Genomic DNA, 18,947 nt, shown 5'->3' on the forward strand with positions numbered 1-18,947 from the left:
TCAGGCCGCCTTTCTCATCCTGGGATCGATCGCCAGGTAGGAGAGATCGACAATGAAATTCATCACGATGACCAGGCCTGCGAAGAATAGCACGACATCCTGCATGACGATGATGTCGCGCTGAGAGAGCGCCTGAAGGGCGAGCCGCCCGAGGCCAGGCAGGTTGAAGACGTTTTCCACCAGTACCGCGCCGGCGACGAGAAAGGTGAATTGCAACCCGATCATCGTCAGGATCGGGATCAGCGCATTCGGCACGATATGACGCCACAGCACCGCACTGCGTGACAGCCCCTTGGCGACCGCGGTACGGGCAAAATCCTCATGCATCGTGTCAAGCACCGCCGAGCGCGCCACCCGCGTCAACACGCCCGCCTGCGGCATCGCCAGCGCGACCGCGGGCATAATCAGCGCCTGCAATGCCGGCGTGAGGCCGGCACTCCAGCCCGGGAAACCGCCGGCCGGCATCAGCCCGAGCATCGTCGAAAACAGGATGATCAACAGCAGCGCCACCCAGAAGGCGGGCACGGCGATGCTGATCTGCGAAAACAGCGTCGCGACGACGTCGAAGACACCGCCGCGGCGCGAAGCGGCCAGCACGCCGAGCGGTAGGGCAATCGCCACCGAAAGCACGATCGCCATCAGCGCCAGCGGCAGCGTTACCGCCAACCGCTCGACGATCAACCCGGCGACCGGTACGCCATAGGTCAGCGAATTGCCGAGATCGCCGGAGAACACGCCGGCCAACCATTGCCCGTAACGCAACAGCAGCGGCTGGTCGAGGCCGAGACTGTGACGGAGTGCTGCAAGGGTTTCCGGTGTTGCCGAGGTGCCGAGCATGATCGAGGCGGGATCGCCGGGCAGAAGGTCCATGACAGCGAAGATCAGCAGCGAGACGACGACGAGCGTGACGATGAGACCGGTGAAGCGGCGGGCGAGGAGTGGGATCATATCAGATTGAGCACGGCCGCAATGGGACGCGGCACATCCTCTCCTCCGTCATTCCTGTGCTCGTCACAGGAATCCAGCCACGGCGCGTCGGCGCCGTGAAAGACTCTCATGCGATGAAGTCGTTCTCTCGCGCCCAAGGACTTGGGCGCACTGGATTCCTGTGACATCGCTCGGGCGAAGCCCTGAGGGCACAGGAATGAGGGAGCGAGAGGTTCGCGTGAATCGACCAAATCCGGCTGTCCTGCTTCAGGCACCAAGGCCATCACCTTCATCGTACGCCGCCTAGCCTGCCACCTTCACTCGTCCCAGGAAACACCAGACAGCACGTTGGAAGGGATCGGCTCGTTCTCCCACAGGCCCTTCAGTTTTTTGTCCCAGACGCCGAGCTTCGGCATGACGAAGAGGTAGAGCGCCGGCACGTCCTCGGCGAGGATCTTCTGCGCTTCGCCATAGATCGCATTCTGCGCGGCAGGATCGGCGGTCTCCTGGACCTTCTTCATCAGCGCGTTGAAAGCAGGGTTCTTATAATTGAAATAATAGGGATCGCGGGCATAGATGTCGATGTCGAGCGGTTCGGCATGGGCAACGATCGTCATGTCGAAGTTGCGGTCCTTCATGACGTCCTGAACCCACTTCGCCGGAAATTCGGTCGGCTCGATATTCATCGTTACGCCGATCTCGGCAAACATCGCCTGCATCACCTGGGCGCTGCGCGGCGCATAGGCCATCTGCGGCGATTTGATCGTGAAGGTGAAACCGTTGGGGTAGCCGGCTTCGGCAAGCAACGCCTTCGCTTTCTCGACGTCGTAGGGCAGCACGCCTGTCATGTCCTGATAGCCCGGATCGTTCGGCGTGTAGTGGCTGCCGATCGGTGTGCCGAGGCCGGACCATGCGCCGTCGATTACCGTCTTGCGGTCGATCGCCATCATCAGCGCCTGGCGGACGCGTTTGTCGTCGAAAGGCTTCTTGGCAGTGTTCATGCCGGCAACGACCTTGAGCTCGGTATTGCCGATCCTGGTGACGAGCCTCGCATCGCCGTCGAAAGAACTCATCAGCTCGGGTGCGGCAAATTCCGGAAAGGCATCGAGATCACCGGATTTCAGTGCAGCCGCCTGCGCCTGCGGATCGGCAATGAAGCGGAAGGTCACCTTGTCGAGCTTGGTGGCCGCATCCTTGTTCCAGTAATCGGCATTCCTGGCGATTTCGACCTTGTCGCCCTTCGCCCAGCTGACGAATTTGAAGGGACCGGTGCCAACAGGCGTCGTCTTGTCGTCGGCAGCGGTCTTCGGTGCGACCATCACCGAGGCTGGCCAGCCGAGCCAGTAGATCAGGCTGCCGGTCGGGGCCGAGAGATGCAGCACCAGCGTTTCGGCGTCCGGCGTATCGATCGAGGCGATCGAGGCGAAAAAACGCTTCTGCGGATTGACCGAGTCCGCGCCGCGGGCGCGGTCGAGCGAAAACTTGGCGCTCGCGGCATCGAAGGCCTCGCCGTCATGGAATTTGACCCCGGTCTGCAGCTTGAACGTATAGGTCAGGCCATCGGGAGAGATCTCCCAGCTTTTCGCCAGCTGCGGCTGGATCTTACCGGCCTGGTCGATCGTCACCAGCCCCTCGAACACGTTTTGCCAGGTCACCTGGCCGATTGCGACGGGTGCCGCGATCGTGGGGTCGAGACCGGTCGGCTCGACGCTCATGCCGAGATTGAGGGTGGTCTTCGCCGCCTCCGCCGGCGTCATCGCCGTCATCACCAGACCGGCCGAAAGCGCGGCACCGAGCGAAAGCCGCCGGGCGAAACGCGCTGAAGGCGCAAACGAAAGCTTGATCATCATGTTCCCTTGTCTGGCCGCGCGTCGATGACGAAGGCCTATTTGCGAATAGAGTGACACTATGCTAGTGCACACACAATGACGATTTTGTGTGCTCAGTGTAGCCGAAAAAGCTACACTGTAAATCCGCGGGCGATACAAGCTCGAAGCGTCAGTCTTTCACACCGGCCCGGCGGTTCGTGCGCTCGCGCATGAACCTCTCGATGAAGTCGAGCAGTTTCGTTGCGGCGAAGGATAGTTGACGATCCGGGGCGACGCAGAGATCGACATGGGTGCGGATGCCGGTTTTGCCGGCCAGCGGAATGGCAAGGAGCTGACCCGCCTCGATCTCGCGGCGGACGGTCAGCGCCGGTAGCAGTGTGGCGGCAGCCCCGCTGAGCACCAGTTCCTTCAGCATTTCGAGCGAGCTGGTGACGAAGACGGGATCGAGGCTCAGCCCTTCCTTCTCGAACAGCGCGTCGAAGGCCTGGCGGAAGCCGAAGGATTGGTCCGGCAGCGCCAATGCATAGTCGGCAAGCGTCCTCAGCGAGATCTCGGAAAGTGCTGCCGCCGGATGCTGCGGCGTGGTAATGAGATCATAGGCGATCTCGGAGCGCAGCCGCACCTTGGTGCCGGACATCGGTGGCGCAAACAGCGTCACCGCAATATCCGCCTCGGCGCTGTTAACGGCATCGACCGCCTGCCGCGCGCTGGTGATCGTCACGTTAAAACGCAGTTTTGGATATTTCAGGCTGAATTCGGCAAGCGCCGGCGCCAACAGATTGGCGACGGTGGCGCCATTGGCATAGATGCTGACACGGCCGCGCTGCAGGCCCTTGAGGTCTTCGATCAACTGCTGCACATGATCGAGCTCGCGCAGCGTCCGGCCGGCGCGGGCGGCAAGCAGCTCGCCGGCGGCCGTCAGCTTGACGCCGCGGGCGCTGCGTTCGACGAGCGGCGCGCCGAAATGATATTCGAGGTTCTCGATCTGCCGGCTGATCGCCGTCGGCGCGACATTGAGGTTCTCGGCCGCCTGGCGCATCGAATTGGTCCTGACCAGCTCGTCGAAATACATCAGCGCCCGGATCTGCATTCACGTCTCTCCGCCATTCGGCATATTGGATCTGTAGAGAGTCTGACCCTATTCAATCAGCTGCTGCTCGCATAGCGGTCGCGCCAGGCCTTTTGCGCGCCCTCGACCGGCAGCGCGGTCGCAGCGTAGACCCCTCGGGCGATTGCCCGCGCCATGACGAGGGTCGCAAGGTGGCACAGCTCCATCAGGCTTGCCATGTCGTCTCTTCGATGCTGGGCCGTCGAAGCGGCAAAGACGGTATCGCCGTCGAGCGGCAGGTGCGCCGGCAGCAGTGCCCTGGCAAACCCGTCATGGCCGGCAAGCGATAGCCGGTGCGCCTCGGTCTTTGTCAGCTGCGCATCGGTCACCACTGCGCCGATCGTCGTTGCCGGCGTGTTCATGCCCTTGAGCCGCATCCGGTGGTCGGCCACATCAGGCATGCCGAGCCCGCCGAATTCCGCGTCTTTTTCAAAGGGTGCCGCCCAGAAATGCGGCCCGTCGCCGATCGTTGCCGAACCGAGCGCATTGACGGCGACGATCGCTGCGACACGATGCCCGGCGCTGCTGACGGCGCTGGCCGAGCCGAGCCCGCCCTTGACGGTGGCCGTCGTCGCTCCCGTCCCGGCACCTGTCGTGCCGAGCGCGAATGTGCCCTTGGCCGCGGCCTGCAGTGCCGTATAACCCATGTCGCGATAGGGCGAGTGAAGGCCCCAATCCTTGTCGCCGCCGTTCAGCAGGTCCATCAGGATCGCCTGCGGCACGATCGGAATGCGCACCGACCCGACGGCAAAGCCGCGGCCGAGTTCGCGCAGGCCCGCCTGCACGCCGCCGGCGGCATCCAGCCCGAAGGCCGAGCCGCCGGAAAGCACGAAGGCATCAACGGCATTGACGGTCATCGACGGATCGAGCAGGCCGGTGTCGCGCCCGCCGGGCGCACCGCCGAGCACCGTGCCGGATGCGACGGCCGGTTCGTCGAAGACGATGACCGTGACGCCGGAACCGAGCGCAAGGTCGGTTGCATGGCCGACGGAAACGCCTTCGATGTCGGTGATGAGGTTCAGAAGATCGGGCACGGGCGGATCCTTATCACGGAAAGGCTGCCGATAGGACTGTACTGCATAATTCCTTAAATCGGAATCGATTTAAGGATAAAATTATGCAGCAATTCAAAGTGTTACAGCGTCCTTTGCGCGTCTGATAAAGACCCGCGGCGCTGTAATGCCCTCAAAAAACAAGACCGGCCCCATTTGGCGGGACCGGTCGGACATCGGGAAAAGCCGCGAATGCAGATCGCGGCCTCATGCCCTCAGGCATGAAGCGGCTTCGGATGACGGCGGGTCATCAGGTCATGGATGGCCAGCCGCACCTCGTCCGGCGAGCCGAAACGCTGCTCGTCGAGGTCGTGGACATGAAATTTCACGGCGATGAATTTCAGCCGGTCTTCATCGGGAATGACGATCCCGACGGGAACGCCTGCATATTCGATAACTTGCTTCTTCATAGATAGAACTCCTGCCGCACAATATGCGCAGCCATGGCGAATTGACTTGTCTGGTACCGTTGAAAGGAGGACGAACGTCACATTCGACAGTTCGGGCGGGAGAGGGCGCCCGGACGGTCATTGCCAAGCACAGATCGCCTAAGGAGATCGGCGAGAATATCGATATCTATCATGCTCGTTCCTTGTGTTGGCGTTGCACTTGAGTGGTCCCGGTAGAGCCCGGGGCCGGTGAAGGTTGCTTTCGATAATCCACTAACTTGGTAGAGATTACCCGGCAGCCTATCAGAAACATATTCCGAAACGTGTCAAAATATCGACGATCCGAAAAAATTCATTCCGTCGTAGCCCGAACTTACAGAAAGAAACATATCAGCTCTTCGTTAAATTCGTATGACAGAAGCGGAAGTTCGATTGAACGCAGCGGCAGACATAGGAAGCCTTGTCGTATCCGGCAATGGCCGTTTCATTAAAAATCGACATGCCTCGAAATGACCGATTTGGTTAATGTTGGAAGCCCTGTGTCACCAGCCTTCTTCGAGCACTTTCTCCAGCATGTCCGCGAAGAAATCGGCGCTGTCGATGCTGAAGCAGAGCGGTGGTTTGATCTTCAGCACATTTTGGTGATCGCCGGTCGGCTGCATGATGACGCCGAGTTCGAGAAGCCGGTCGCAGATTGCAGCCGTCTCTTCCGTCGCCGGCTCCAGCGTCGTTCTGTCGCGGACGAATTCGAGGCCGAGATAGAGGCCCATGCCGTGCACGGCGCCTGCAATCGGATGGCGGTCGATCAGCGCGGCAAGCCGCGCCTTCAGGTGATCGCCGACCGTCCGGGCATTTTCCTGCAGCTTTTCCTCGGCCATGATGTCGAGCACCGTCATGCCGGCGACGCAACTGACCGGGCTGCCGCCGGTGGAGGAAAAGAAAGTGCCCTCCTTCTCCAGCGATTGCGCGATCTCCCGCGTTGTGATGACGGCGCCGAGCGGATGGCCGTTGCCCATGCCCTTGGCGATAGTGATGATATCGGGCACGACCCCTTGCTGCTCGAAGCCCCAGAAATAATGTCCGAGCCTGGAATAACCGACCTGCACCTCATCGGCGATGCAAAGGCCGCCGCGGGCGCGCACTTGCGCATAGATTTCCCTGAGATAACCGTCCGGCAGTGGAATGCCACCGGCATTGCCGTAAACCGATTCGGCGATGAAGCCTGCAAGGCCTTCGCCCGCAGCATCAATTGCCTCCAGCACCGGCGTCGCCATGCCGAGATAATCCGCTGCCGTATCGGGACCACGGAAGTCGCCGCGATAGGTATTCGGCGAAACGACGGTATGCACCCAGTCCGGCCGGGTGGTCGGTGCCTGCGGATTGTCGGCGATCGAGGTGGAGACGGCATCGCTCGCCGCCGACCAGCCATGATAGGCTTCGAGCAGGCAGAGCATGTTGCGCGCGCCGCTATGGGCTTGCGCGAGCCGAAGCGCCAGATCGTTGGCCTCGGAGCCGCTGTTGACCAGGAAGACCGCGTCGAGCCCGTCCGGCGACAGAGCGGCGAGGCGTTCGGAAAATTCGGTGATCGCGGCATAGTGGAAGCGCGAATTCGTGTTGAGCCGCAGCCATTGCGCGCCGATCGCCGCCGCGAGCTTGGGATGGCCATGGCCGAGAATGGTGACGTTGTTGACCATGTCGAGATAGGCGCGGCCCTCGACATCGAACAAATGCTCCTTCCAGCCGCGCTCGATCTGCGGCGGCGCCGCATAATAATTCTTCTGCGGTCTTGCGAGATGCGCCCGCCGCCTGGCGAAGAGCGCGGCGGTTTCAGGCTGCGGCGCATCCACTTGCGGGCTGAGAAGCAGCGAGGGCGAAGGGCAGAGCACCGACCAGGCCGCCGCCGCGCGCGGTGTGGCAAAGAGCGGCGGTTCGAGACCGGCGACGCTGCAAAGCTGAATGCGCAGCCCGCCGAGCGACGACGCCTCTCCGAAAACCGTGCCGAGCGAATCGCCGGCGGCAATCTCGGCTCCATCCTCGATCGAGAGGTCGAGCCCATCGAGATGCAGGGTCATGTTGTCGCCGACGAGCGTCAGATGCTGGTCCTTCCAGCCGATGCGGCCGGCAAAGGGCGCGGCAATCGCGCTGCCTGCGGCAAGGCATATGTCGACATGCAGGGCGCAGGTCGCCTGTCCCTTCGCAGTTCCCGCGCGGGAAAGCCGATATTCGCCGTAGCGCGTCGCTGCCGTACCGTTTTCGGTTGCCATGCGGGCAAGCAACCGCCAGTCCATGTCGGTATTTAGCCAGTTGCCGGCGGAAAAATGCGGGCTCCGCACCCCAAGATCGACATAGGCGATCCCGGCGGGATCGATGTCGGGCAGCAACGGCAGCCATCCCGATGTTTCCGGCGTGGCGACATCTGCGCCGGCTGCCTTGAGGATCGCCGCTTCCATGAGATCGAAGGGAACCGACATCGCCGTATCGAAGATCGCCCGTTCGCAGTCGAGATTGTCGCGGACATAGTCGTTGTCGGGATCGACCGAAATCTGCTGTTCGCCGCTGGCGACGAGAATGACCGCGCGGGCGACGATCAACGGCCAGAGCGCCTTCAGCTCCTCGTCGCTCAGCGGATAGATCGCCTGATAGGCCGTGACGGCAGGCAGGATATGAAAAGGGTCGCCATCCGCCTGATGCAGCAGCGAAGCGCAGGTGACGGCGAGGTCGCCGACCAGCCAGCCGCGGATGATGTCGCCGAAATCGATCACCCCGTCGGGGATGATATGGCCATGGGCGTCACGGTGGCCGACGACATTGTCGCCGGTGACGTCGTGATGGACGGCCTGCAGCCGAAGCGCCGGCGCCAATGGCTGGATGCGGCGGACGGCCATCACCATGGTCTTGGCGATCCGGTCGCGCGCCGCACTGTCGGTGATGGCCGAAAGCAGCTGCACGGCAACGGGACCTGCTCGTCTGAGATCCCATTGCAGGCTGCGGTCGAGACCGGGATGGTTGAAATCGCCAAGCGCCTGCGCCAGTCTGGCGCAGAGCGCGCCGAGTGCTGCCACGGAAGCCGGCGCCACATAGGTCAGCTCCGTCAGCCCCTGGCCTTCCAGATATTCGAGCAGCCGGACCTGATAACCCTGCCCGCGCACGGTAAGGACGACGATCTCCCGCCCGTCATTGGTGGCGATCACCTTCGGAACGCGCGGCGCATCTTGCTTGCTTTTGAGATGATGGATCGCCGCATTCTGTGCTTCGAGCTCGCGGGTCTCGTAGGCTGCATGGCAGATCTTCAGGACGTAGCGGCCACGATCGCTATCGACGCGATAGTTCCTATCCTGCTGGCTGCCGAGTTCGACAAGCGTGCCGGAGAGGCTGTAATGAGCAAGGAGGATCTCTTCCGCGTCGCTGGAGGTCACGTCGGGGCGCGGCAGCGCCATGCGATCAACAAGCGCCTCGTCGGTCACGACACCCCTCCCGCAGCATGATTCGATTACCTATTGAAGGCGATAATCAAGTACTTGCCGCTGGCAGGCAACGGGGATTGTTCATTTGCCAGCAAAAGAGATGTTGGCGGCGCTTACCCCATGCGTTCGGAGGCGTAGCCGCCGGGGCTGGCCGGGAAGACCACGGTGCGGTTGCCGTTCAGGAAGGTGCGGTGATGGATATGGGCGTGGATGGCGCGCGCCAGCACCTGGCTTTCGACATCGCGGCCGATCGAGACATAGTCGTCGGGCGATTGCGCATGGGTGATGCGCGCCGTGTCCTGCTCGATGATCGGGCCTTCGTCGAGATCGGCGGTGACGTAATGCGCCGTTGCTCCGATCAGCTTCACGCCGCGTTGATAGGCTTGCTTGTAAGGATTGGCGCCCTTGAAGCTCGGCAGGAAGGAATGGTGGATGTTGATGATCTTCCCAGACATCTTCTGGCACATCGCATCCGAAAGCACCTGCATGTAACGGGCCAGCACGATCAGTTCGGTGCCCGTCTGTTCGACGATCTCCATGATCTGGCCTTCGGCCTGCAGCTTGTTCTCCTTCGTCACCTTGATGTGGTGGAAGGGGATGTCATGGTTGACCACGACCTTCTGGTAGTCGAAATGGTTGGAGACGACACCGACGATATCGATCGGCAGCGCGCCGATCTTCCAGCGGTAGAGCAGATCGTTCAGACAATGGCCGAAGCGCGACACCATCAGCAGCACCTTCATGCGGGCATTGCCGTCATGGATCTCGGCATCCATGGCGAAGCGTTTGCAGATCGGGTCGAAACCTTCCTTGAGTTCGGCAAGCGGTACGCCTTCCTCGGAGATGAAGCTGACGCGCGTGAAGAACCTGCCGGTATCGAGATCGTCGAACTGCGAACTATCGACGATGTTGCAGCCCTTGTCGGCCAGATAGCTCGAAATCGCCGCCACGATGCCGCGCGTCGACTTGCAGGATACAGTCAATACGTAACTTGTCATGTCTTTCCCTCTTCCCTCTCCAAGGCCGCCGCTGTGCTTAGATCAAAGCCCGGACCGCGAATAGGCCGGCGCACTTTCATTCATGCGACAAATTGCAAGATAAACCATCACGTTTGTGCAAGTTCTGTCATTGCTCAGTCTGAAGCTTAGGAGATGTTGCGCGAAAAACTGTACCGTCAGCGCCGCTTGGATGCGTATTCTCGCCTTCGACGCGCTTTAGGCAGGCGGCCGGCTCGCCACCGCGACCTTCCGGCGGCGCGGCGAGGTGATCTCATGGATGATCGCACCGCCGATCGACGAGAGCACCAGCGAGAGGATCACGAAGAGCACCGGCTGCTGCAGGATGCCGATCGGCAGGCGGTCGGCGGCGACCCTGAGAAAAGCCAGCGTGAAGGCGTGGGTGATATAGATGCTATAAGAGCAGTCGCCGAGATAGTTCAGCCATCCGATCAGCGGCAGCCTGGAAAAATCGATGGAGATCGCGCCGTAGACGATGAAGATCGCCGGGATTCCCCAGGCATAGAACCGGCTTTCCGGTGGCATCAGCGCCTCGTTGATGGAGAGAAACGCAAAGCCCATGGCAAGGGCCGCCCAGGCCCAGCGGTTCGGCAGAAGCACCTTCTGTCCGTAGAGCCAGCCGAGCACGACGCCGGCGAGGAATTCCAGCATGATCGGTTCGCGGTAGAACCGGGTCACAGTCGTATCCGGCAGCAGCCGGCAGGCGATCAGGATGACCGCAAAGACGACAAACATCGCCGGGATGCGCCGAACTTCCTGTAGCGGCAATAGCAGCGCGAAGACGAAGTAGAAAAACATTTCGTAATTCAGCGTCCAGCCCGGAACGACGACAGGCGTGATCGTGCTGGGATCGGCAGGATTGCTCCACGGCAGGAAGAACAGCGAGGCGATGAGATGCGGCAGGTCGAACACCGTCGATTTCAGCAATGATGGAGCGACCAGCGCCACAGTCGCCGAAAACAGCGTCGCCAGCCAGTAGAGCGGCACGATCCTCTTGATGCGCCGGCGGGCGAAATCGATCGGGCTCATCGCGCGTCCGCTCGTCGTCAGCCACATCACGAAACCGCTCAAGACGAAGAAGATGTCGACGCCGGTTTCGCCATAGACGAAGGCGGTGGCGTCGACTGCGGGATTGACCTTGGCAAGCTGCAATACCGCGTGGAAATAGACGACCATCAGCGCCGCGATGGCGCGCAGATACTGAAGCTGGACAAGCATCTTGCTCCCTCGGGCGTCGGTCTCAGCCGCGCCGCTGCGGTCAACTCAATACATCTGCCGGACGACCCTGCCGGATGCGCGGGTTGTCGTGGAAGCGCATAAATCCGACGACGAACCACAGGAGACCGGCGATCTTCATCGAGAAGACCGCAGTTCCCCCGATCATCATATTCAGAAAAATGAAAAGAGAAAGTGAATGGGCGCAGCGCCGCTGCGCTGCCGTGCGCCCGGCGGGAAAGAGGCAGACGAACAGCCACAGGGCGATGACGCCGAAGATCGTCGCCGCGTAGATCAGGTAGACATAGCCGCTGTCGGCGAATTCGGCGACCCGGTCGACCGAAAGCCCAAGGACGGCGAGCGGATCGAGTTCCATGATCTTCTTCATCGTCAGGTTGATGCGGCCGGTGAAGTTGTCGCCGGTCGCGTTGGGTTTCAGGACATAGACGAGGAAGCCCGCAGCGACGATCAGCGGCATCAGCGCCAGATTGAAATTCTTCGGGATCTTCGGAAAGACGAAATAGCCGACGATGCAGGCAAAGCAGAAGATCAGCATCGTGCGCGTGTCGTTCGTCACCAGGATCAGCACGGCCGTGCCGATCATTAGCAGCCGGTCCCAGCGGCCAAGCCTCTCCCACATCGAAATCAGATAGACCGCGATCACGCCGCAGAAATTGGCAAGCGACACCTGTTCGAGGAAGATCGAGGAGGAACGGTGGTCGATGATGCCGAAGGAGAAGCGCTCGGGAAAGCCGAGCGCGTTCTGGAAGAGGCCCGTCGTGTTGTAGCTCAGCGGCAGCAGCCCGCGCGTATTGGCGAAATAATCGGACGGGTGGACGATGCTGACGTAGAACGGCACGCTGACGATCTCGAAGATCAGGAAGATCATGACGGCAAGGCTTGCCCAGCGAAAGGCGAGCTTCATCGTTTTCTCGTTGCTCCAGCCGCCGAGCCCGGTAAAGCAGAAGATGATCAGCACGTTGCGGAAGTGATCGATGAACAGCATGCGGTTGAGCACGCTGACATAGATGGTCACGATGAGTGTGAACAGCAGGAACAGGAAGGCCGGCAGGTCGGTCTCGTAGATCCCCTTATGCAGGATATAGATGATGGCGCTCGCCATGATCAGGCCTTCGCTGGCGGCGACATGCGTTATCGAGAGCGGCACGATGTTGTGGTTGATGAAGGCGAGAATGCCGTTGTAGAGCACGGAGAGCAGGCCGAGCCAGAGCACCGTATGATCGGTACGCGATGCCCTGCCGGCGGCATCGAGCCGGTTGCCGGCTACGGTGCCGGCTACAGTGAATGTCGCTGTCCTCTGATCGACGACCGCCATGCTCATTTCCCCGCAGGCTTGATCGCGGAGCAAGTGCCGGCACCGGCTTTTGCCACCTCGGCAAGAAGCCGCATCTGCGGCCGCTCAGGGCCTTCGCGCGGCTGGACGTTTAACGGCTCGTTCGCCGGCCACCAATCGCCGGCGGCCCAATAGGACCAGCCGAGCCAGACATCGCTATTATCAGACATGGTGGCGTAGATTTCGGTCAACCCGCTCATGCAGTCCGTGTCGGCGGAGGCGCCGAATTCGCCGAGAAAACCGCGCTTGTGGTTCCGCTTCAGCCAGGCGGTTACCCCAGCGATCGCCTCGACCGCAGCAGTCGAGCCTTCGCAGGTCGGATGGGTGCCGGAGGAATCGGCGTCGAGATACTGGTGGACCTCATACGCGTAGAAATCGAGCGGATCGCGTACGCCGAGCATCACCGTGCCGTTGGCGCCGCCGATCACGTCCTTTTCCCAGCTGCCCGCGCCGCTCCATGCCGTGCCCGGCACCAGGATGAGGTTGCGCGCGCCGACGGCGCGGATACTGCGGATCGCGGCATTGGCGGCATCCAGCCAGTCCGTCGCCTTGATGTCGTGCGGTTCGTTCATCAGGCCGAAGAGAACGCCGTCCTGATTGGCGAATTCGACGGCGAGCCTTGCCCAGAAGTCACCGAAGGCGGCATCCGTCGCCGGCGCCGTGCCGACCTGGGTCTTGTCGTAATAGCCGAAATTATGCGGGTCGAGCAGAACCGCCATGCCGTGTTTGCGGATCAGGCCGATCGTATCTTTGATTCGCTTGAGCTCATCCTCGTCGAGCCGCCCGCCGAGCGCCGGCTGCAACCGTTCCCAGCGGAAGGGCAGCCGGATGATCGTCATGCCTTTTTCGGCGAAATAGCCAATCGTGGCTTCGCTCGGATAGGTGTAATTGGTGCCGTAGATGCCGCCGCGCTCGCCATATTCGCCGCCGGACAGATTGACGCCGCGGTAGCAGGGGGCCTCAGTCGCAAGGGCCGGCGACGGGATCAGAGCGGCTGCAAGCAGCAGCGCTGTCAGATGTCGTGTCGTCTTCATGGGCATCCTCGCTATCGCGGCAAATCGCAACATCGGCGTCGCTGAGCTTATTTTAACGGTCCGTTAGCTAAGAATTTCTAAAGTATCGGCACCTCGGCTTCAGTCTTTCACGCTGGGCAGGACACGAGTGCGCGTATGAACCAGTATGACAGGAACAGGGTAAGCCGGCTCCCTGGCTGGCGCAGTTTTGAGCCATCTCAGACTGCGCCGGAAGGTGTGCGCATGCGCAGCCCTGTCATCCGACCGGATGATTTCGTCCGGCCATCGCCCGAACCCGCCCCGCCCCCCTTCGTGCCGCCGCCAAGCATTGCCGAAACCCGCCAATATGAGCGTCCGGCACCGCCTCCGCCTCCGAAACCGCCGGTCGTGGACGCGCCGCCGAATGCAGAGCTCGCGCCTGCCGCACCGCTTCTCGACCTCCGCTCGAGTATCGCCGCGATCTGGAGCCGGCGGCTGATCGTGTTTGGCCTGGCGCTTTTCGGAGCCCTCGCCGGCGGGGCGATGGCGCCGCTCATCGCCCAGAAATTCACCGCCGTCAGCAGCCTCTATTTCGACCCGCGCCAGATCGGCCTTGCCGATGCGGGAGCGCAATCTTCGGGTCCCTCGCCGGAAATGATCTCGGCGCTGATCGACAGCCAGGTGCAGATCCTCACCTCGGGCAATGTGCTGCGCCGCGTCGCCGAAGCCATGAAGCTCGACCAGGACCCCGAATTCACCGGCGGCCGGGCGGATGGCGCCGCCGTGATCGGCACTCTGCAGAAGGCGCTGGTCATCACCCGTGAGGCCAGCACCTATGTCGTCTCGCTGGCTGCCACGACCAACGATCCCGAAAAATCCGCAAGGCTTGCCAATCAGGTCGTCACCTCCTTCACCGAGGAAGAAAACAGCGCCTCGAACGGCATTTACGAAAACACCTCCTCGACGCTCGATGGACGCCTCGACGACCTGCGCCAGAAGGTGCTGGAAGCCGAGCAGGCCGTCGAAACCTTCCGCGCCGACAACGACATGGCCGCGACCGAAGGCAACCTGATCTCCGATCAGCGGCTCGTCTCGCTGAACACGCTGCTGGTGACGGCGCAGGAAAAGACCATCCAGGCAAAGGCGCGCGCCGATGCCGTCGCCAATCTCCGCGTCGAGGACATCGTCGCCGGCAACCAGATGGAGGGCGGCGTCACCTCGCCGCTCGTCAGCCTGCGTCAGCAATATGCCACCCAGGCCGCCGCCGTCGGTAGCCTCGAAAGCCAGATGGGCACCCGTCATCCGCGCCTGCAGGCGGCTCGCTCGTCGCTGCAGAGCATATCAGGCGAAATCAAGGGCGAATTGCAGCGTCTCGCCACCTCGGCAAGGGGCGAATACGAGCAGGCCAAGGCCGCCGAGGACAGCATCGCCAAGGAGCTTGCCGTGCAGAAGGCGCTGCACGCGACTTCGTCCGACAAGCAGGTGGAATTGAACGAATTGCAGCGCAAGGCGACCGCGGCGCGCAATATTTATGAGACGGTGCTGAAGCGCTCCAGCCAGACGAGCGAGGAGCAGAGCCTCAACCAGAGTAACATTCGCGTCATCTCGCCGGCCGAGCCGCCGGTCAAGGCCGACGGTCCTGGAAAGACGATTCTATTGATTGCCGGCGTCATCGGCGGTTTTCTCGCCGGTTTCGTCGTCGGCGCCGGCTTTGCGATCCTCGCCGGCCTCTTCGGCCATCCCGTCATCAGAAGTTATTTCAGGAAGTCGCCCGCTGCGGCCGCTTGATGACGGTCGTCGGTTTTCCTACATCGGGAAAGCGGCCTATGAGCAATTCCAGGAAAAGTGCGAAGCGGTTTTCCGCCCGGAATTGTGTAAAACAAAAAGTTAGAGCGGTTCTGCGTTTCCGTGAAAGGCTGAACCGCTCTAGCCGGCAGGAGAGCTCCCATGCGGCTAATGATGATGCTTCTGATATCGCTCGTTGCCGTGCCTGGCCTCGCTCCGGCGTCCGCCCTTGCCGTCGACTGGACGAAATCCGTCGATTCGGGCGTTCAACCTCTCTATCCCTATAAGGATCTTCCCGGCGTCAAGGCGCAGCCGGACAAGAAGGAAGAGGAATCATACAATTGCCGCACCGAAACCGTCCAGGTCCGCCGCCGTTACGACGAGATCTTCCGCTCGGGCGGCATGCCGACGCTGATGTATGTCTGCGAACGCGACGGCTTCGTTACCACGGGTGGCAAAGTTCCGCTCCGCGGCCACTATCAGCCGGTGCGGTGAGGGCCGGCGACGGGGGTCGGACCTGTTGCCGATCTTGTTTGTTTTAGGCCTCCAGCCAGACGAATTCCAGCCCAGGCCTCTGCAGATAGGGCATGCTGCCGATCGCGGCGCGGGCCTTGAGAGGATTGAGGCCGATGAACAGCGCTTCCGCGTCGTGCGCCAATGCAGGCGGCGCTATCACTGGATGGCCGAAATGTTCGGTGTTCTGCAGCCCCGGATTCTGGTCGAGGAACGCAGTCAGCTCAACATGTTCGCCGATACGGCTACAGATCCAGCTCCCATAAGCGCCAGCCCCGTAAATTGCCGCCCTCTTCCCGGAGAGCCGCCTTGCGGCATCGTCGAGATGCAAGGTGGCTTTCGTCCAGAAGTCGCAGATCTCGCGGGCGCGCGCCACCGCTTCGGCGACCGCCTCTCGATCCTCGAAGAGCGCGACAGGCACCGCGCACTTCTCCGCAACGGCGAAGAAGGCGCCGGGGAAAGAAGTGTCATCGATCGTCTTCAGCGTAAAGCCGGCGGCGGCGGCGGCGTAGCGAAGCGAAGCATGGCTAAAGTGGTTGAGGTGATCCGCAACAGTCATATCGCCCGGATTGGCCGAAACGTTGGGCAGCGACAGAAGCAGCAGACCGCCCGGCCGCAGCAGCGCACCGATATCACGGATGAAGCCGACGGGATCGGCTACATGCTCGATCACGAAGTGGCTCATCGCGGCGTCGAAGAAGCCTTTCCAGCTCTCGGGTGCGTTGTAGATGGCCTGCGCCTCAGCTGGCACCCAACCTTGCCAGGCGGCCTGGTAGTCAGCGCTGACGTCAAAGACGTGGGCCTTCAGATCCGGACGCGCTACGGTCATCTTGCGGAGTGTATCGGCCTTTGCCGCCCCGTAATCCAGCAAAGTTGCGCCCGCAGGCAGGTCGAGCAACCGCAGCGAAATATCCGTCTGGTGATCGGTTCGGTAGATGACCGAGCCATCGAGCTTCACCGCGAAAATCTGGTCGTGATTGTCGCTGTTCAGCGAGATGCGATAGCCGGTGTCGTAGAATGCCTGGATATCCGGAATATCGTCGCATTGTGCGTGGCCGCAGCCGTCGCATATGAAGACGCGCGTCGGAATATCCAGAAACGTCATGATGGATGTGAGAGCTGGCGCCGGCGTTTCATAGGCCGGCGTCGCGATCACTCCACCGCAAACGCGGCAGTTTTTCATGCAGCTTCCTCGCGCGTCGCAACGAGTTCAGGCAGAACGACCTTGAAGTCGACGCCTGCCATGAAGGAGCCCTGCCAACCGATGCGGATGCCGAGCGGGTCCGCATAGTTGAAGAAGCGGAACTGGATGCTCCAGCGCGGCATCTTGGAAACATTATGGCCCGACTGATGCAGCGTGAGGAAATCCATGAGGACGAGATCGCCGGGATTCGTCAGCGGCGCGATATGCTTATAGCGGGCGAGCCTCTCTTCGGCACGGTCGAGATGCAATGCATATGCACCGGTTTTGCTGGCGCCTGCGTCGTCGGAATAGACCGGAACGAGGCCTTCGGCATGCGAACCTTCGGCGATCTGAACCGGGCCCATGTCCTCGCTCATCGGCAGAAGCGGCGTCCAGAAGACGATGCCATCGACGCTGCGAAGTTGCGAAGGAAATTCCTGGTGCCACTGCGCGCGGAATTTTTCTTCGCCGGGGTTGTCGATGCGCATGCCGTAGCCAGTCGTGGTGATGCCCGGCACGCTGCCAGGACGAAGCCGCTGGAAGATGTCTTCGTTACTTGCGTCGGAGACCAGACGCAGGAAAGCCGGAATATGCTTGATGGCGTCGTAGATTTCGCCGCCCCAGGCGCGGTTCTGAGTAATGACCTGCGGATAGGCGATGGTCATGGCATCGAAGGCGGTGTCGGTCGGTGCATCGATATTGTATTTCTTGCAGACGAACTCGACGATCTTGCGGATGCCTTCATGGATCGGCGCGATGAGAGTTGCCGGGTCGTAAAATTGCTTGAGAAGGATATAGCCTTTAGAAGCGAATTCGTCTGCCGCATTGTCGGGCACGTTTTTATTGATCATTGTCATGATGTTACCGTTTCCTCCTTCAGGAAGTCTTGCCACGCGACAGTGGCCGGGATGAGACAGTTACGCGCCTCTGGACCCATTCGTGCGATAAGGTCGAGGATCGACACATAAGGTGTTGAGGCACCACACGGCTGGGGCCATGTCGTCCGGCTGTAGTTCATGTATTTGACCTGCACGCCTTCAGCGTCGAATACGTTGTGGTCGAGATAGTTGGCTGCTCCGTGGCCGGTCAGATATTCATCACCACCGGCGCGCAGGACGATATCGAGAACGCGCCGCCAGGATGTGCCGGGAATTTCCATATCACTTGTCCTGGAAATCTTGCGATTGGGGCCGATGCCCATGTAGCGGGCTGGCTCTTCGATGCTGGCGATCAAAAGATCGATCAGCGAAGACTGGTTGTAGGCCTTATCAAATATGGACAGTGCATCATTGATATAGGGGGCTCCCACCAGGGACTGGCGCAGAAGTTCGCGATGGCTCTTCTTCCACTCGTCGCCAACTGCTTGCAGGTCGGAGATTTTTTGAAACGTACCCTTCCCCGCAAGAGGAACTGTCATCCAGCAGCGGTCGCTACCGCGCAGAAGCTGTATCCGGTTGGTGAAGCTACCCTTCGAGAACTGGATGTCGTCGAGATAAATATAGCTGTCAGCCAGCATCAACTGCTCGAAGAAGCCCGGCCAGGGAAAGAGCATCGGTTGGGTGATGACAACGGCTGTCATGTCATTCCCCACCTAGTACGCGTTCGAGCAGCAACACGTTGTATAACTTGCCCTTGCTGTCGGTAAAATGGTTCTCAAGCGTCCCGACAAGGCGATAACCGACAGACAGGTGGGCACGGAGTGCAGCGAAGTTGTCGGCTCGCACCTCAGACAGCAGTTTGATGAGGTCGAGTTCATTCCCGGCAACCTTGATGAGTTCACGCAGGGCCGCTTGGCCGAGGCCTCTGTTGCGCGCTCTTGCTGCAAGGCAGATACCGCCATAGCCTGTACGGTTCTTGCGATGGACACTGTTGACCTGGATAAACCCTACGGCCTCCCCGCAGGCGGTATCGACAATAATCCGAAACATGCCGCCGATCTCAGACTTCCGGCGCTCCACCCAAGCACGCAGCGTGGTCTCATCAAGACCGTCCGGGATTGTGAGCAACAATGCCTGCAAAGACAGGTCGCGCCGCATTTCGAAAAGCTGCGGTAAATGCTCTTCAGTAATATCTCTGAAAGTAATCGTGGGAGGAGGCTCTTTAACCAAAGGTGGATTCAT

At 61.1% G+C, this 18,947-nt stretch carries 16 protein-coding genes; 2 read left to right on the forward strand and 14 right to left on the reverse strand.

From position 1 onward, the window contains the following. The 10 genes from RWJ89_RS13625 to RWJ89_RS13670 form a co-directional block, all read right to left on the reverse strand. Positions 1-948: an ABC transporter permease gene (locus RWJ89_RS13625; protein WP_131666561.1), complete on the reverse strand. Its 948-nt coding sequence runs from the start codon at positions 946-948 to the stop codon at positions 1-3. A gap of 296 nt (positions 949-1,244) precedes the next feature. Further along, the gene (locus RWJ89_RS13630; protein WP_206105945.1) at positions 1,245-2,774 is read right to left on the reverse strand and encodes an ABC transporter substrate-binding protein; all 1,530 of its coding nucleotides are present in this window, start codon (positions 2,772-2,774) and stop codon (positions 1,245-1,247) included. Between the two features lie 151 nt (positions 2,775-2,925). Then, positions 2,926-3,846 (reverse strand): LysR family transcriptional regulator, encoded by a 921-nt coding sequence (locus RWJ89_RS13635; protein ID WP_131666559.1) that lies wholly within the window; start codon positions 3,844-3,846, stop codon positions 2,926-2,928. Between the two features lie 56 nt (positions 3,847-3,902). Further along, positions 3,903-4,898, reverse strand: coding sequence for a P1 family peptidase (locus tag RWJ89_RS13640; RefSeq protein WP_168268060.1), 996 nt, complete (start codon positions 4,896-4,898; stop codon positions 3,903-3,905). A gap of 233 nt (positions 4,899-5,131) precedes the next feature. After that, positions 5,132-5,326 carry a hypothetical protein gene (locus RWJ89_RS13645; RefSeq protein WP_003544544.1) on the reverse strand — a complete coding sequence of 65 codons (195 nt, stop codon included), beginning with the start codon at positions 5,324-5,326 and terminating at the stop codon, positions 5,132-5,134. Positions 5,327-5,847: 521 nt separating this feature from the next. Next, entirely contained in the window at positions 5,848-8,769 is a 2,922-nt protein-coding gene (locus RWJ89_RS13650) for an aminotransferase (RefSeq protein ID WP_316031027.1), read from the reverse strand. A gap of 113 nt (positions 8,770-8,882) precedes the next feature. Continuing rightward, entirely contained in the window at positions 8,883-9,767 is an 885-nt protein-coding gene (gene purU, locus RWJ89_RS13655; RefSeq protein ID WP_168283180.1) for a formyltetrahydrofolate deformylase, read from the reverse strand. Positions 9,768-9,983: 216 nt separating this feature from the next. After that, a complete protein-coding gene (locus tag RWJ89_RS13660) occupies positions 9,984-11,003 on the reverse strand; it encodes an acyltransferase family protein (protein ID WP_131666556.1) in 1,020 nt (339 codons plus the stop codon). A 40-nt stretch (positions 11,004-11,043) separates the two neighbouring features. Continuing rightward, complete coding sequence (locus RWJ89_RS13665) at positions 11,044-12,336, reverse strand: hypothetical protein (protein ID WP_222062309.1); 1,293 nt, start codon at positions 12,334-12,336, stop codon at positions 11,044-11,046. A gap of 2 nt (positions 12,337-12,338) precedes the next feature. Further along, positions 12,339-13,388 (reverse strand): glycoside hydrolase family 5 protein, encoded by a 1,050-nt coding sequence (locus tag RWJ89_RS13670; protein ID WP_316031028.1) that lies wholly within the window; start codon positions 13,386-13,388, stop codon positions 12,339-12,341. A gap of 135 nt (positions 13,389-13,523) precedes the next feature. Here RWJ89_RS13670 and RWJ89_RS13675 point away from each other — a divergent pair, with 135 nt between their 5' ends. Together RWJ89_RS13675 and RWJ89_RS13680 are read left to right on the forward strand one after the other, a co-directional pair. Further along, on the forward strand, positions 13,524-15,134 hold the full coding sequence (locus tag RWJ89_RS13675) for a GumC family protein (RefSeq protein WP_222062312.1): 1,611 nt from the start codon (positions 13,524-13,526) through the stop codon (positions 15,132-15,134). Positions 15,135-15,293: 159 nt separating this feature from the next. Beyond that, positions 15,294-15,626: a hypothetical protein gene (locus tag RWJ89_RS13680; RefSeq protein ID WP_168328980.1), complete on the forward strand. Its 333-nt coding sequence runs from the start codon at positions 15,294-15,296 to the stop codon at positions 15,624-15,626. Positions 15,627-15,669: 43 nt separating this feature from the next. Here the strand turns inward: RWJ89_RS13680 and RWJ89_RS13685 are convergent, their stop codons facing one another. From RWJ89_RS13685 to RWJ89_RS13700, 4 genes are read right to left on the reverse strand one after another with little or no spacing between them, the layout of a single operon-like run. Next, the gene (locus RWJ89_RS13685; protein WP_316028976.1) at positions 15,670-16,827 is read right to left on the reverse strand and encodes a methyltransferase domain-containing protein; all 1,158 of its coding nucleotides are present in this window, start codon (positions 16,825-16,827) and stop codon (positions 15,670-15,672) included. Beyond that, positions 16,824-17,684 (reverse strand): phytanoyl-CoA dioxygenase family protein, encoded by an 861-nt coding sequence (locus RWJ89_RS13690; protein ID WP_020052441.1) that lies wholly within the window; start codon positions 17,682-17,684, stop codon positions 16,824-16,826. Before RWJ89_RS13690 ends, RWJ89_RS13685 begins: the two co-directional genes overlap by 4 nt. After that, positions 17,681-18,406, reverse strand: a complete 726-nt coding sequence (locus RWJ89_RS13695) for a WbqC family protein (RefSeq protein WP_316028975.1) — start codon at positions 18,404-18,406, stop codon at positions 17,681-17,683. Before RWJ89_RS13695 ends, RWJ89_RS13690 begins: the two co-directional genes overlap by 4 nt. A 1-nt stretch (position 18,407) precedes the next feature. Next, positions 18,408-18,947 carry a GNAT family N-acetyltransferase gene (locus RWJ89_RS13700; protein WP_245503951.1) on the reverse strand — a complete coding sequence of 180 codons (540 nt, stop codon included), beginning with the start codon at positions 18,945-18,947 and terminating at the stop codon, positions 18,408-18,410.

This window comes from Rhizobium sp. 10PS4 (assembly GCF_032464805.1).
Classification (GTDB): domain Bacteria; phylum Pseudomonadota; class Alphaproteobacteria; order Rhizobiales; family Rhizobiaceae; genus Rhizobium; species Rhizobium laguerreae.

Excerpts from the sequence above, each read along its gene's own strand:
- RWJ89_RS13690 (WP_020052441.1), bottom strand. The coding sequence starts at position 17,684 with ATGACAATGATCAATAAAAACGTGCCCGACAATGCGGCAGACGAATTC.
- purU (WP_168283180.1), bottom strand. The coding sequence starts at position 9,767 with ATGACAAGTTACGTATTGACTGTATCCTGCAAGTCGACGCGCGGCATC.
- RWJ89_RS13685 (WP_316028976.1), bottom strand. The coding sequence starts at position 16,827 with ATGAAAAACTGCCGCGTTTGCGGTGGAGTGATCGCGACGCCGGCCTAT.
- RWJ89_RS13675 (WP_222062312.1), top strand. The coding sequence starts at position 13,524 with ATGAACCAGTATGACAGGAACAGGGTAAGCCGGCTCCCTGGCTGGCGC.
- RWJ89_RS13645 (WP_003544544.1), bottom strand. The coding sequence starts at position 5,326 with ATGAAGAAGCAAGTTATCGAATATGCAGGCGTTCCCGTCGGGATCGTC.
- RWJ89_RS13630 (WP_206105945.1), bottom strand. The coding sequence starts at position 2,774 with ATGATCAAGCTTTCGTTTGCGCCTTCAGCGCGTTTCGCCCGGCGGCTT.
- RWJ89_RS13700 (WP_245503951.1), bottom strand. The coding sequence starts at position 18,947 with ATGAATCCACCTTTGGTTAAAGAGCCTCCTCCCACGATTACTTTCAGA.
- RWJ89_RS13665 (WP_222062309.1), bottom strand. The coding sequence starts at position 12,336 with ATGGCGGTCGTCGATCAGAGGACAGCGACATTCACTGTAGCCGGCACC.
- RWJ89_RS13635 (WP_131666559.1), bottom strand. The coding sequence starts at position 3,846 with ATGCAGATCCGGGCGCTGATGTATTTCGACGAGCTGGTCAGGACCAAT.
- RWJ89_RS13695 (WP_316028975.1), bottom strand. The coding sequence starts at position 18,406 with ATGACAGCCGTTGTCATCACCCAACCGATGCTCTTTCCCTGGCCGGGC.
- RWJ89_RS13660 (WP_131666556.1), bottom strand. The coding sequence starts at position 11,003 with ATGCTTGTCCAGCTTCAGTATCTGCGCGCCATCGCGGCGCTGATGGTC.
- RWJ89_RS13670 (WP_316031028.1), bottom strand. The coding sequence starts at position 13,388 with ATGAAGACGACACGACATCTGACAGCGCTGCTGCTTGCAGCCGCTCTG.
- RWJ89_RS13625 (WP_131666561.1), bottom strand. The coding sequence starts at position 948 with ATGATCCCACTCCTCGCCCGCCGCTTCACCGGTCTCATCGTCACGCTC.
- RWJ89_RS13680 (WP_168328980.1), top strand. The coding sequence starts at position 15,294 with ATGCGGCTAATGATGATGCTTCTGATATCGCTCGTTGCCGTGCCTGGC.